Source organism: Pseudomonas sp. GW821-FHT01D09, assembly GCF_059422465.1.
Map to the genome: position 1 here is coordinate 71,439 of NZ_JBWKWY010000005.1, position 13,503 is coordinate 84,941.

General features: G+C 61.9%; 14 protein-coding genes and 1 pseudogene. 4 read left to right on the forward strand and 11 right to left on the reverse strand.

The window, feature by feature from the left end; translation table 11 throughout:
* Positions 1–2 precede the first annotated feature (2 nt).
* From AC07W7_RS07460 to AC07W7_RS07480, 5 genes are all read right to left on the reverse strand, one after another.
* Positions 3–383: a RidA family protein gene (locus tag AC07W7_RS07460; protein ID WP_025130815.1), complete on the reverse strand. Its 381-nt coding sequence runs from the start codon at positions 381–383 to the stop codon at positions 3–5.
* Between the two features lie 38 nt (positions 384–421).
* Positions 422–2,527, reverse strand: a complete 2,106-nt coding sequence (gene spoT / locus AC07W7_RS07465) for a bifunctional GTP diphosphokinase/guanosine-3',5'-bis pyrophosphate 3'-pyrophosphohydrolase (protein WP_076963441.1) — start codon at positions 2,525–2,527, stop codon at positions 422–424.
* 60 nt (positions 2,528–2,587) lie between these two features.
* Positions 2,588–2,851, reverse strand: a complete 264-nt coding sequence (gene rpoZ, locus AC07W7_RS07470; protein ID WP_032856811.1) for a DNA-directed RNA polymerase subunit omega — start codon at positions 2,849–2,851, stop codon at positions 2,588–2,590.
* Positions 2,852–3,018: 167 nt separating this feature from the next.
* The gene (gene gmk / locus AC07W7_RS07475; RefSeq protein ID WP_076963440.1) at positions 3,019–3,639 is read right to left on the reverse strand and encodes a guanylate kinase; all 621 of its coding nucleotides are present in this window, start codon (positions 3,637–3,639) and stop codon (positions 3,019–3,021) included.
* Between the two features lie 10 nt (positions 3,640–3,649).
* Positions 3,650–4,513: a YicC/YloC family endoribonuclease gene (locus tag AC07W7_RS07480; RefSeq protein ID WP_169897400.1), complete on the reverse strand. Its 864-nt coding sequence runs from the start codon at positions 4,511–4,513 to the stop codon at positions 3,650–3,652.
* Between the two features lie 233 nt (positions 4,514–4,746).
* On the opposite strand from AC07W7_RS07480, the gene rph reads away from it, so the two are divergent.
* Together rph and AC07W7_RS07490 are read left to right on the forward strand one after the other, a co-directional pair.
* On the forward strand, positions 4,747–5,469 hold the full coding sequence (rph, locus tag AC07W7_RS07485; RefSeq protein WP_076963438.1) for a ribonuclease PH: 723 nt from the start codon (positions 4,747–4,749) through the stop codon (positions 5,467–5,469).
* Between the two features lie 23 nt (positions 5,470–5,492).
* On the forward strand, positions 5,493–5,861 hold the full coding sequence (locus tag AC07W7_RS07490; RefSeq protein WP_169866288.1) for a DUF4870 domain-containing protein: 369 nt from the start codon (positions 5,493–5,495) through the stop codon (positions 5,859–5,861).
* 58 nt (positions 5,862–5,919) lie between these two features.
* Here AC07W7_RS07490 and crc read toward each other — a convergent pair whose 3' ends face one another.
* Positions 5,920–6,699, reverse strand: coding sequence for a catabolite repression control protein Crc (gene crc / locus AC07W7_RS07495; protein ID WP_029289816.1), 780 nt, complete (start codon positions 6,697–6,699; stop codon positions 5,920–5,922).
* 82 nt (positions 6,700–6,781) lie between these two features.
* Between crc and pyrE the strand changes: the two genes are divergently transcribed.
* A complete protein-coding gene (pyrE, locus tag AC07W7_RS07500; protein WP_076963436.1) occupies positions 6,782–7,426 on the forward strand; it encodes an orotate phosphoribosyltransferase in 645 nt (214 codons plus the stop codon).
* Positions 7,427–7,472: 46 nt separating this feature from the next.
* Here the strand turns inward: pyrE and AC07W7_RS07505 are convergent, their stop codons facing one another.
* From AC07W7_RS07505 to coaBC, 5 genes and pseudogenes are all read right to left on the reverse strand, one after another.
* Entirely contained in the window at positions 7,473–8,348 is an 876-nt protein-coding gene (locus AC07W7_RS07505; protein ID WP_495039027.1) for a LysR family transcriptional regulator, read from the reverse strand.
* Between the two features lie 197 nt (positions 8,349–8,545).
* A complete protein-coding gene (argB, locus tag AC07W7_RS07510; protein ID WP_076963434.1) occupies positions 8,546–9,451 on the reverse strand; it encodes an acetylglutamate kinase in 906 nt (301 codons plus the stop codon).
* Between the two features lie 21 nt (positions 9,452–9,472).
* Positions 9,473–10,879: pseudogene (locus AC07W7_RS07515) on the reverse strand (phosphomannomutase/phosphoglucomutase); the annotation flags it as partial.
* Between the two features lie 148 nt (positions 10,880–11,027).
* Entirely contained in the window at positions 11,028–11,483 is a 456-nt protein-coding gene (gene dut / locus AC07W7_RS07520; RefSeq protein ID WP_076963475.1) for a dUTP diphosphatase, read from the reverse strand.
* 5 nt (positions 11,484–11,488) lie between these two features.
* Positions 11,489–12,697 carry a bifunctional phosphopantothenoylcysteine decarboxylase/phosphopantothenate--cysteine ligase CoaBC gene (gene coaBC, locus AC07W7_RS07525; protein WP_076963432.1) on the reverse strand — a complete coding sequence of 403 codons (1,209 nt, stop codon included), beginning with the start codon at positions 12,695–12,697 and terminating at the stop codon, positions 11,489–11,491.
* Between the two features lie 131 nt (positions 12,698–12,828).
* Here coaBC and radC point away from each other — a divergent pair, with 131 nt between their 5' ends.
* Positions 12,829–13,503, forward strand: coding sequence for a RadC family protein (gene radC, locus AC07W7_RS07530; protein WP_076963431.1), 675 nt, complete (start codon positions 12,829–12,831; stop codon positions 13,501–13,503).

Here is a 13,503-nt window from a genome sequence, read left to right on the forward strand (position 1 = left end):
TATTACTCGATGACCAGAATCGCGTCCATCTCAACCTGCGAACCCTTTGGCAGGGCGGCAACGCCAATGGCGGCACGGGCTGGGTAGGGCTGTTCAAAGTACTTGCCCATGATCTCGTTGACCTTGGCGAAGTGGCTCAGGTCGGTAAGGAAGATGTTCAGCTTGACGATGTCCTTGAACGAACCGCCCGCGGCTTCGGCTACCGACTTGAGGTTTTCAAAGACTTGCACGGTCTGGGCTTCAAAGCCTTCAACCAGTTCCATGGTCTTTGGGTCCAGGGGGATCTGGCCGGACATGTAGACGGTGTTGCCCGCCTTGATCGCCTGGGAATAAGTACCGATGGCGGCAGGTGCCTTGTCGCTGGTGATAACAGTCTTGGTCATGAATGACTCCTTGTAATGTCCGGGCTATAGGGAGGGCGTTATGCGCGCATGCGAGTGATGCGGATAACCCCGGTCAGGGCACGCAGTTTCTTGATCACGCGGGCCAGGTGTACACGGTCGTGTACGCTGACCACCAGTTGAACCACGCTGATGCGACCATCGCGCTCGTCCATGCTGATTTTTTCGATATTGCCGTCGGCGGCGTTGACACTGCTGGCCAGCAGGGCGATCAGGCCACGCTGGTGCTCCAGCTCGACCCGCAGCTCGACATTGAATTCGCCGGTCACATCCTTGGCCCAGGACAGCTGGATGCATTTTTCCGGGTTGTGGCGGATTTCGCTGATATTGCGGCAGTTGTCCAGGTGCACCACCATGCCTTTGCCGGCGGACAGGTGCCCGACAATCGGGTCGCCCGGGATCGGCGTGCAGCACTTGGCGTAGCTCAGGACCAGGCCTTCGGTGCCGCGAATGGCCAGCGGGCCTTCAGGGCTCGGCAGTTGCTCGCCTTCGCCGAGCAGGCGGCGGGCGACCACGTAGGCCATGCGGTTGCCCAGGCCGATATCTTCGAGCAAGTCCTCGATGGCTTCCTGGCGGTACTCAAGGAGTATGGCCTGGACGCGCTCGCTGGGAATTTTCTCCAGGGAGCTGTCGAAACCGTTGAGCACCTTGTTCAGCAGGCGTTCGCCCAGGCTGATGGACTCGGAGCGGCGTTGCAGCTTCAGGGCATGACGGATATGGGTGCGGGCCTTGCCGGTGACCACGAAGTTGAGCCAGGCCGGGTTTGGTCGGGCCCCCGGGGCGCTGACGATCTCCACGGTGGAGCCGCTTTGCAGCGGCTCCGACAGCGGGGCCAGGCGACGGTTGATCCGGCAGGCGATGCAGCTGTTGCCGACGTCGGTGTGCACCGCGTAGGCAAAGTCGACCGCCGTAGAGCCCTTGGGCAGCTCCATGATCCGGCCTTTGGGCGTGAACACGTAGACCTCGTCCGGGAACAGGTCGATCTTCACGCTTTCGATAAATTCCAGGGAGTTGCCGGCACGTTGCTGCATTTCCAGCACGCCCTTGACCCATTGGCGGGCGCGGGCATGGGTGCCTTTGGGCTGCTCGTCGCCACTGGATTTGTACAGCCAGTGGGCGGCGATGCCGTTATTGGCCATCTCTTCCATTTCCCGGGTGCGGATCTGGATCTCGATCGGCACCCCATGCATACCGAACAGCGTGGTATGCAGCGACTGATAGCCGTTGGCCTTGGGAATGGCAATGTAGTCTTTGAAGCGGCCTGGCAGGGGTTTGTACAAATTGTGTACAGCGCCCAGCACGCGGTAGCAGGTATCGACCTTGTCGACGATGATTCGGAACGCATACACGTCCATGATCTCGTTGAAGGCCCGGCGCTTGCCGCGCATCTTCTTGTAGATGCCGTAGATATGCTTCTGCCGGCCGCTGACCTCGCCTTCAATCTCGTCGATTGCCAGGCAATGGCTCAGGGACTCTTCGATCTTGTTGACGATTTCCTTGCGATTGCCCCGGGCGCGCTTGACCGCCTGGTAGATGCGCGCCGAGCGCATCGGGTGCATCGCCTTGAAGCCAAGGTCCTCGAATTCGATACGAATGGCATGCATGCCCAGCCGGTTGGCAATGGGCGCGTAGATTTCCAGGGTTTCCTTGGCGATGCGCCGGCGTTTTTCACCGGACAGCACTTCCAGCGTGCGCATGTTGTGCAGCCGGTCGGCCAGCTTGACCAGGATCACCCGGATATCCCGGGCCATGGCCATGGCCATTTTCTGGAAGTTTTCCGCCTGGGCCTCGGCCTTGGTCTCGAAGTTCATCTGGGTCAGCTTGCTGACCCCGTCGACCAGGTCGGCCACGGTTTCGCCAAATTGCGCGCTGAGCGCTTCCTTGGCAATGCCGGTGTCTTCGATCACGTCATGCAGCATCGCGGCCATCAGGCTCTGATGGTCCATGTGCATGTCGGCAAGAATATTGGCCACCGCAAGAGGATGGGTGACATACGCCTCGCCGCTGCGGCGGCGTTGGCCGTCGTGGGCTTGTTCGGCGTAGAAATACGCTCGGCGGACCAGGTTGACCTGGTCGGTGCCGAGGTAGGTCGATAAGCGATCGGCGAGGGCGTCTATGCTCGGCAAGGTATTAACTCCTGCCGAAGGCTGTGACCCCGCGCCGTGCTACGTCGACCAGGCATAGGCTTAGACGGCCTCGTTGGACTCGTCCTCGAACGCTGCAAACAGCGGTTCGTCTTCAACGATTTCAGCGCTGGCAATGTAGTCATAGCTCATCACGCCGGCCGCGATTTCGCGCAGGGCCATCACGGTAGGCTTGTCATTTTCCCAATTGAGCAGTGGCTCTTTGCCGCCAGTGGCCAATTGACGGGCACGCTTGGTAGAGAGCATGACCAGCTCAAAGCGGTTATCCACGTGTTCTAGGCAGTCTTCAACGGTTACGCGGGCCATGGTATTCCTCGGAGCGAATGCAAGATGCGCGCTGCCCGGTTGGGCGAGCGGACTCAACAGTTTAAAAAATCACCAGCGTTTAGGGAAGCGCTGATTTTCCGCAGGCCCCGGCAAACACGCTACAAGGGCCAATGTAAGGCCCTTGCAGCGGTTTTGGGAAGAGCCATTCAACCGAGCAGTTCGGCCAACAATTTGCCAAAACGCTGCTGTTGGCGCTTTTGCTGGAGCTGATTGGCGCGGAAAATCGCCTTCAGGTCGTCCAGGGCGTGGGCAAAATCGTCGTTGATGATCAGGTAGTCATAGTCCACATAGTGGCTCATTTCGCTGACCGCTTCGCGCATGCGCCCGTCGATGATCTCGTCGCTGTCCTGGCCGCGGTTGGTCAGGCGCTGGTGCAAGGCTTCCAGGGACGGCGGCAGGATGAAGACTGAGCGTGCCTTGGGCATCAATCGGCGCACCTGTTCGGCGCCCTGCCAGTCGATTTCCAGGATCAGGTCGTGGCCTTCGTCGAGGGTCTGCTGCAAATGGCTCTGGGACGTGCCGTAGAGGTTGCCGAACACCTCGGCGCGCTCCAGGAAGTCACCGTGTTCGATCATCTTCACGAACTCGCTGCGCTCGACGAAGTGATAGTTCACGCCGTTCACCTCACCGGGGCGCATGGCGCGGGTGGTGTGGGAGACCGAGACGCGGATTTGCGGGTTGGTGTCGGTCAGGGCTTTGACCAGGCTGCTTTTGCCCGCGCCCGAGGGCGCGGAAATGATGTACAGGGTGCCGGTGCTGTGGGTCATGGGAGTTGCCTTACTCAATATTCTGTACTTGTTCGCGCATTTGCTCGATCAACACTTTGAGGTTGACCGCAGCCGTGGTGCTGCGCGGGTCGAAGGCTTTGGAGCCCAGTGTATTGGCTTCGCGGTTGAGTTCCTGCATCAGGAAGTCCAGGCGCCGACCAGCGGCACCCGCCGACTTGAGCACGCGGCGCACTTCCAGAATGTGGGTGCTCAGGCGGTCGAGTTCTTCGGCGACGTCGCTTTTTTGCGCGAGCAGGACCATTTCTTGTTCCAGGCGCAGCGGATCGAGGTCGGCCTTCATGTCGGCGAAGCGGTCGAGGACTTTCTGGCGCTGGGTGGCCAGCATTTGCGGCACCAGCTCGCGCAGGGTCACGACGTCGGCCTCGATGGCGTTCAGGCGCTCGTTGATCAGCCGGGCCAGCTCGGCGCCTTCGCGCTCGCGGCCGGCCTTGAGCTCCTTGAGGCCCTGGTTGAACAGGGCCAGGGCCTCGGCATTCAGCGCCTGCGGGTCAGTGGCGTCGGCCACCAGCACGCCAGGCCAGGCCAACACTTCCAGCGGGTTCAGGGCCGCTGGCTGCTTGATCAGGCTGGCGATGGTCTCGGCGGCGGCGACCAGTTGCGCGGCGCGCTCGCGGTCAACCTGCAGCGGCTTGCCGGTGGTTTCCTCGGTAAAGCGCAGGGTGCACTCCAGTTTGCCGCGGGAGATACCGGCGCGCAGGGCTTCGCGTACGGCGCCCTCCAGGTCGCGAAAGGACTCGGGCAAGCGCAGGTGCGGCTCCAGGTAGCGGCTGTTGACCGAGCGCAATTCCCAGCTCAGGGTGCCCTGGGCCCCGGCTTTTTCGACGCGGGCGAAGGCGGTCATGCTGTGCACCATGGGGGTACCTCGCGATACAGTCCCGCAAACGGGCGGGCTGGTGGGTAGATTGAAGCCGACTGGCTGCGAAGGCGCAGGATTGTAGCGCAACGGGGCGGGCGCCCCCAAATGCGGGCTGTGACAAAGGGTGCCAGGGCTTGTCCATTCGTTACCGAATTTATTAGCAGTGCCGAGAAGCGGCCTGCGGCTCTATAATGCTCGGCAGTTTTTCGTCCTCAGTACAGGTATCCCCTATGAAACGTCCAAGTGGTCGCGCTGCCGATCAGCTCCGCTCGATCCGCATCACCCGCAACTACACCAAACACGCCGAGGGATCTGTACTGGTCGAGTTTGGCGATACCAAGGTCATCTGCACCGTCAGCGTCGAAAACGGCGTGCCGCGTTTCCTCAAGGGCCAGGGCCAGGGCTGGTTGACCGCCGAATACGGCATGTTGCCGCGCGCCACTGGCGAGCGTAACCAGCGTGAAGCCAGCCGTGGCAAGCAGGGCGGTCGCACCCTGGAGATCCAGCGCCTGATCGGCCGTTCCCTGCGCGCGGCGCTGGACATGTCCAAGCTGGGCGATGTGACCCTGTACGTCGACTGCGATGTGATCCAGGCCGACGGCGGCACCCGCACCGCCTCCATCACCGGCGCCATGGTGGCGCTGGTCGATGCGCTGAAGGTGATCAAGAAACGCGGCGGCCTGAAAGGCGGCGACCCGCTCAAGCAGATGATTGCCGCCGTATCGGTGGGCATGTACCAGGGCGAGCCGGTGCTGGACCTGGACTACCTGGAAGACTCGGCGGCCGAGACCGACCTGAACGTGGTCATGACCAGCACCGGTGGGTTCATCGAAGTGCAGGGCACCGCCGAAGGCGCGCCATTCCAGCCGGCAGACCTGAACGCCATGCTGGCCCTGGCCCAGAAAGGCATGAGCGAAATCTTCGATCTGCAGAACGCCGCACTGGCTGACTGAAACCGACCTCAAGGAGCAACGCCATGAGTGACAACCAGCTTCCCGTGTCAGCCCAGAACAAGGAAGTGCGCCAGTGGGCCATGCTCTGTCACTTTGCGGCGTTCCTGGGCCTGGTGTTCCCCTTTGGCAGTGTGCTGGGGCCGTTGATCCTATGGCAGGTGAAGAAAGACATGGACCCGCTGATCGATGACCAGGGCAAGGAAGCGCTGAACTTCCAGCTGACCGTGGCCATTGCCTGGCTGGTCTGTTTTGTCCTGGGGTTCGTGGTGATCGGCTTCCTGCTGATGGTGGTGTTGGTGATTGCCGCGCTGGTGTTGACCATCATCGGCGGGATCAAGGCCAACAAAGGCATTGCCTACCGTTACCCGTTCACCTGGCGATTGATCAAATAATGATCGCCCACAAAAAAACCGACAGCGATGTCGGTTTTTTTGTACCTGGATATTGACCTCAGATGGTCAAGGTCCAGTCGTAGTCCACGATCAACGGCGCGTGTTGCGAGAAGCGCGGTTGACGCGGCAAGCGTGCGCTGCGGACAAACCGGCGCAGGCCGGGGGTCAGCAACTGGTAGTCAAAACGCCAGCCCAGGTTGAGCATCTCGGCCTGTTCGTTGTCCGGCCACCAGCTGTACTGGTCGCCTTCACGGCTGACTTCACGCAGGGCATCTACATAACCCATGTTGCCGACAATCTCGTCCATCCAGGCCCGTTCCGGCGCCAGGAAACCCGGGGATTGCTGGCTGTCGCGCCAGTTCTTGATATCCAGCTTCTGTTGCGCCACGTACAACGAGCCACAATAAATGTACTCGCGACGTTTGCGCCGCTGTTTATCCAGATAACGGGCGAAATCGTCCATTAGCTTGAACTTCTGGTTCAAGTCTTCGTCGCCGTTCATCCCCGAAGGGAGCAACAAGGTAGCAATACTGACTTTGTCGAAATCGGCTTGCAGGTAGCGCCCGTAGCGATCGGCTGTCTCGAAGCCGAGGCCGCTGATGACCGCCTTGGGTTGCAACCGTGAGTACAGAGCCACGCCACCTTGGGCGGGGACTTCGGCATCACAGGCATAAAGGAAGTAGCCATCCAGTTGGAAGGCTGGGTCGTCCAGTTCAAAGGCGGAGGCGCGGGTGTCCTGCAGGCAGATGACGTCGGCATTCTGGGCTTGCAGCCAACTGAGCAAACCACGCTCGACTGCAGCCTGAATACCATTAACGTTCACACTGATGATCCGCATAAATGGCCCCAAAAATCGCGTGCGTGTATGATACACGCCGTCTACCTATTTAGCTAAATCCGTGGTATCTGAGGCTTTTTTCATGCAGGCGTATCAACGCGATTTCATTCGTTTTGCCATCGATCGCGGGGTTTTGCGCTTCGGTGAGTTCACCCTCAAGTCCGGGCGTACCAGCCCATACTTCTTCAATGCCGGCCTGTTCAACTCGGGTTCTGCCCTGGCGCAACTGGGTCGTTTCTACGCGGCAGCCATCGTTGAAAGCGGTATTGCCTTCGACGTGCTGTTTGGCCCGGCCTACAAAGGCATCCCGTTGGCCGCCGCCACTGCCGTGGCCCTGGCGGAACATCACGGGCGGGATCTGCCATGGTGCTTCAACCGCAAGGAAGCCAAGGCCCACGGCGAAGGCGGCAGCCTGGTCGGCGCGCCGCTGACCGGCGATGTGCTGATCATCGATGACGTGATCACCGCCGGCACCGCGATTCGTGAAGTGATGCAGATCATTGCGTCCCAGGACGGCGCCAAGGCCGCTGGCGTGCTGATCGCGTTGAACCGCCAGGAGCGCGGCAACGGTGAATTGTCGGCAATCCAGGAAGTGGAGCGTGACTTCGGGATTCCCGTGGTGAGCATCGTGTCGCTGAGCCAGGTGTTGCAGTTCCTGGAAGATGATCCGGCGCTCAAGCAGCATCTGCCGGCAGTCAAGGCCTATCGCGAGCAGTTCGGCGTCTGATGGGGGCGGTTGTGCAGCCCGTTGCGCGGGCTGTACAAGCCGATGCCTAGGTATCCATCAGCTGCGTGATATGTTTCTGGCAAAAATCCAGGTAAGCCCGCACGATCGCCGAGGGATGACGATGTGAGGGATAAAGCAGGTTGATCTGCTGTTCTGGCATCGGATGCTCCGGCAACAGTTTGACCAACCGCCCCTCGCCAATGGCTTTGGCGGCAAGAAACGGCGGCAATTCGGTGACGGCTTCCCCCGCCAGTGCACGGCTTCGCAGGTGCGCGTAGTCATTGGTGGTCAGCAGCGCCTTGGGCTCCAACACCTGCCCACCCAGGCGCCATATCCCGCTGGTGGCTCCCGTGCTCCAGGTTGCACAGGGAAACCGGTACAGGGCCTCGGGTGTATCAGGCATCCCCAATCGTTCAACCAGTAACGGGCTGGCCACGAGTACGTGGCGATAGCTCAGCAGTTGTCGCGCCACCATGGTTTCGTGGGTGATGGTGCCCACGCGCAATGCCACGTCAATGCCATCCTCCACCAGGTCGACCCGTCGCTCGGTGGTGTAGGCGTGCACGCGGATATCGGGGTAGCGCCGCTGGAAGGCCGCCAGCAATTCCCACCACGGCTCGAACGCCGGGGGCAGCGATAGCCTTAGGCGTCCTTTGAGTTGTGCCTGGTCGCTTATGACGGCTTGTTCACCCTCGGCCAGGGCTTCGACGCCGCGGCTGGCATGTTCGTACAGGCGTGTCCCGGCGTCGGTGAGCCGGGTGCCGCGGACGGAGCGCTCCAGCAACTGCACCTTTAACTGCCGCTCCAGTTCGCGTACGCGCCGACTCAGGGTAGGCAGCGGCACCCCCAGGCGGTCGGCCGCAGCTGACAAGCTCCCGGCTTGCACCACGCTGACAAACATGTTTACGGCATTCAGATCCACAGTTCGATCCTCTTATCTATGGAAACAAGACTACCGCGAGCGACGAGCCCCTGCCATTCGTGGGTGGGCCGGCAAGGCTTCAGGTGCGCAATCTCCCTTTGCTGGCGCTCGACGCGACTCTTGCCGCCGCAGGCATAAAAAACCCCGCGCCCCTGGCAACGAGCCAGGGTTTGCGGGGTTTGTTGTGGCGTTGTTTGTTAAGGGCGCTTGCGGTTGCTGATCAGCGTGCCCATGCCGGTATCGGTGAAGATCTCCAGCAGCACCGCATTGGGCACCCGGCCATCGATGATCAGCGAGCTGCCTACGCCGCCCTGCACGGCTTCCAGTGCGCAGCGGATCTTCGGCAGCATGCCGCCGTAGATAGTGCCGTCGGCGATCAGGTCGTCGACCTGCTGGGTGGTCAGGCCGGTCAGGACCTTGCCTTCCTTGTCCATCAGGCCGGCGATGTTGGTCAGCAGCATCAGCTTCTCGGCCTTCAGGGCCTCGGCCACCTTGCCGGCCACCAGGTCGGCGTTGATGTTGTAGGACTCGCCATTGGCCCCCACGCCGATCGGCGCGATCACCGGGATGAAGTCGCCCTTGACCAGCAGGTTGAGCAAATCGGTGTTGATGCCGATCACTTCGCCCACCTGGCCGATGTCGATGATTTCCGGCTGGGTCATCTCCGGGGTCTTGCGGGTCACGGTGAGTTTCTTCGCCCGGATCAGCTCGGCGTCCTTGCCGGTCAGGCCGATGGCGCTGCCGCCGTGGCGGTTGATCAGGTTGACGATGTCTTTGTTCACCTGGCCGCCAAGGACCATCTCCACCACGTCCATGGTCTGCGCATCGGTGACGCGCATGCCGTCGATAAAATGACTCTCGATGGACAGGCGCTTGAGCAGGTCACCGATCTGCGGGCCGCCGCCGTGCACCACCACCGGGTTGATCCCGACGGCTTTCATCAGCACGATATCGCGGGCAAAGCCGGTTTTCAGCTCGTCGCTTTCCATGGCATTGCCGCCGTACTTGATCACCAGCGTCTTGCCGACGTAGCGTCGAATGTAAGGCAGCGCTTCGGAAAGGACCTTGGCGGTGTTGGCGGCGGCGTCGCGTTCGAGGGTCATTCAGGGCTCCGGGGCAAATAATCAGAACGGTAGTTGGAGATCAGGGGCAACACGTTTCAACTGGGCGTGGAACACGTCCTTGATGCGCTGCAGCTCGGCCTCGGTATCCGCCTCGAAACGCAGGACCAGCACCGGCGTGGTGTTGGACGCGCGAACCAGGCCCCAGCCTTCGGCATAGTCGACTCGCACACCATCAATGGTGGTCAGGTTGGCGCCTGCCCCCCATTGCGCATCGTGCAATGCGTCAATGATGCTGAATTTGCTCTCTTCGGTCACATGGATATTGATTTCCGGCGTCGAAATATCGTTCGGGAAGGTCTCGAACAGTTCCTCGGCACTGGATTGCTCCTTGCTGAGGATTTCCAGCAGGCGGGCGGCGCTGTAGATGCCGTCGTCAAAACCGAACCAGCGTTCCTTGAAGAACACATGGCCGCTCATTTCGCCGGCCAGCAGGGCACCGGTTTCTTTCATTTTCTTTTTGATCAACGAGTGGCCGGTCTTCCACATCAGTGGGCGGCCGCCGTATTCCTTGATCAGCGGCGTCAGGCGTCGGGTGCATTTGACGTCGAAGATGATCTCGGCGCCCGGGTTGCGCGCCACCACGTCGCGGGCGAACAGCATCAGCAGGCGGTCCGGGAACACGATGCTGCCGGTGTTGGTCACCACGCCCACGCGGTCGCCGTCGCCGTCGAAGGCCAGGCCCAGATCGGCGCCCACTTCGGCGACCTTGGCGATCAGGTCCACCAGGTTTTCAGGCTTGCCCGGGTCGGGGTGATGGTTGGGGAAGTTGCCGTCGACCTCGCAGAACAGCGGGATCACTTCGCAGTTCAAGGCTTGGAGCAATTGCGGGGCGATCACGCCGGCGGCGCCGTTGCCGCAGTCCACCACGACTTTCAGGCGCCGCGCGAGCTTGACGTCGCGGGTGATTTCGTCCGAATAGCGCTGGAGGATATCGACCTGGGTGATGCTGCCCTGGCCGCTGGTCAGGTCATTGGTTTTCAGGCGCGTGTGCAGGGCCTGGATCTGTTCGTTGGCCAGGGTGTCGCCAGCAATCACGATCTTGAAGCCGTTGTAGTCCGATGGGTTGTGGCTGCCGGTGAGCATCACGCCGGATTTGCCGGCCAGTACGTTGGCCGCGTAGTACAGCGCCGGGGTCGGCACCAGGCCGACGTCGCTGACATGGCAGCCACTGTCGGCCAGGCCCTGGATCAGGCGCTCCACCAGTTCGGGGCCGGACAGGCGACCGTCACGCCCCACCGACACGTGGGGCTCGCCCTGGGCCAGGCTTTGCGAACCGATGGCACGGCCGATCCAGTAGGCGGTTTCGGCGGTCAGGGTTTTCGGGACGACACCACGGATGTCGTAGGCGCGGAAAATGCTGTCGGGAAACGTCGGTGCGACTGGGGCTGCGTTGCTCATCACTGGGGAAACTCCATCGATACGGGGCGGACAGGCCTGAATGTGGCGACCGGCAGGTTCAAACTGAAGGGTAAGACGGCGTTTTTGCCCTAGAGTTCGTGGTGCGAAAATGCCATCGGGGCATGCCGGACGCAGGGCCCGGCATGCCTGAGCGTAGTCAGTGGCTGCCGGAATGCCCGAAACCGCCAGCGCCGCGCTGGGTTTCGTCGAACTCGGTGACCAGTTCAAAATGCGCCTGCACCACCGGCACCAGCACCAGTTGGGCGATACGCTCGCCGACGGCGATGTTGAAGGCGGTCTGGCCACGGTTCCAGCACGAGACCATCAGTTCGCCCTGGTAGTCGGAGTCGATCAGGCCCACCAGGTTGCCCAGCACGATCCCGTGTTTGTGGCCCAGGCCCGAGCGCGGCAGGATCAGCGCGGCCAGGCCGGGGTCGCCGACGTAGATCGACAGGCCGGTGGGGATCAGCAGGGTCTGGCCCGGCTCAAGGACGGTGTCCTGCTTGAGCATGGCGCGCAGGTCCAGGCCGGCGGAGCCGGGTGTGGCGTAGGCCGGCAATGGGAATTCACTGCCGAGGCGGGGGTCGAGGATCTTGGCTTGCAAAGCGTGCATGGACATTAAACCTGGTTCAGCCGTTGGGCGATAAAAGAGATCAGTTGGCGGGCAATCTTGCCCTTGCTGGTCTGGGCGAAAAGGGTGGCGTGCAGCTCGCGGTCAATCACGCTGCAGGCGTTTTCCTCGCTGTTGAAGCCGATGCTCGGGTTGGCGACATCATTGGCAACGATCAGGTCGAGGTTTTTGTCTTTCAGTTTGCGGGCGGCGTAGTCCAGCAGGTTTTCGGTCTCGGCGGCGAAACCGACGCTGAACGGACGATCGGCGCGGCTGGCGATGGTGGCCAGAATGTCCGGGTTGCGCACCATTTGCAGGAGCAGGCCGTCACCGCTTGTAGGGTCTTTCTTGAGTTTTTGCGGCGCAACCACTTCCGGGCGGTAGTCTGCAACCGCCGCCGAAGCGATAAACACATCGCAGGGAATCGCCGCCTCACAGGCAGCGAGCATGTCGCGGGCGCTGACGACGTCGATGCGGGTGACCCGGTCGGGGGTCGGCAGATGCACCGGGCCGGTGATCAGGGTCACGCGTGCGCCTGCCTCAACCGCCGCTTCAGCCAGGGCAAAGCCCATTTTCCCTGAGCTATGGTTGGTGATGTAGCGCACCGGGTCGATGTTTTCCTGGGTTGGGCCGGCCGTAATCAGTACGTGCTTGCCGGTCAGGGCCAGGTGCTGGAAACACTCGGCGGCGCACAGCGCCAGGTCGGTGGCTTCGAGCATGCGGCCCAGGCCGACATCGCCACAGGCCTGGCTGCCGGAGGCCGGGCCGAAGACCTTGAGGCCACGGCTTTGCAGGAGTTGGGTGTTGGCCTGGGTGGCCGGGTCGCGCCACATGGCCTGGTTCATTGCCGGGGCGATGGCGACAGTGGCGTCGGTGGCCAGCACCAGTGTGGTCAGCAGGTCGTCGGCAATGCCTTGGGCGAGGCGCGCGATAAGGTCGGCGGTGGCGGGGGCGATCAGCACCAGGTCGGCCCATTTGGCCAGTTCGATATGGCCCATGGCGGCTTCGGCCGCCGGGTCCAGCAGGTCCAGGTGCACCGGGTGGCCGGACAGGGCCTGCATGGTCAACGGGGTAATGAATTCACTGCCGCCACGGGTCATGACCACGCGCACTTCGGCGCCCTGGTCCAGGAGCCTGCGAACCAACTCTGCGCTCTTGTAGGCGGCAATGCCGCCGCCGACGCCGAGAACGATGCGTTTCCGATACAGACGCTGCATTGGTTTGCCTTTCCAGTTCAGTGATGGCGTTGCGATCCCCCCTCCCCAGGTGAAATCGCGCGCAAAAAAGAGCGGCTAAGATAACACAGCGTCCGCCATGCAACAGCGGCGCACATGCACACGGAGGTGCCATGAGTATTCGCAATTGGCCTGCGGCGGAGCGTCCGCGGGAGAAGCTTTTGGAGTTGGGGGCGGCGAGTCTCTCGGATGCCGAGTTGCTGGCGATTTTCCTGCGTACCGGTGTCTCGGGCAAAAGCGCGGTGGACCTGGCGCGCCACCTGCTGGGGCAATTTGGCAGCCTGCGTGCGCTGCTGGAGGCCCGGCAGGGGGTGTTTATCCAGCATCTGGGCCTGGGGCCGGCCAAGTTCGCCCAGTTGCAGGCCGTACTGGAAATGGGCCGGCGCCACCTGGCCGAACGGGTGCGCCACGATTCGGTGCTGGACAGCCCGATTGCCGTGCGTGACTACCTCAAGGCACTGCTGCGCCATGAGCCCCACGAGATATTCGGCTGCCTGTTTCTCGACTCAAGGCACCGGGTGCTGGGGTTTGAGGCACTGTTCCAGGGCACCATCGACAACGCCACGGTGTATCCGCGACATGTGGTCAAACGCGCCCTGGACTACAACGCGGCGGCATTGATCCTGTGCCACAACCACCCTTCCGGGAATGCCGAACCCAGCCTCGCTGATCGAAAATTGACCAAGGTGCTGCAAAAGGCCCTGGAGCTGGTGGATGTGCGGGTGTTGGACCACATCATTGTCGGTGAGGGAGACCCGCTGTCGATGGCCGAATATGGGTGGATATAG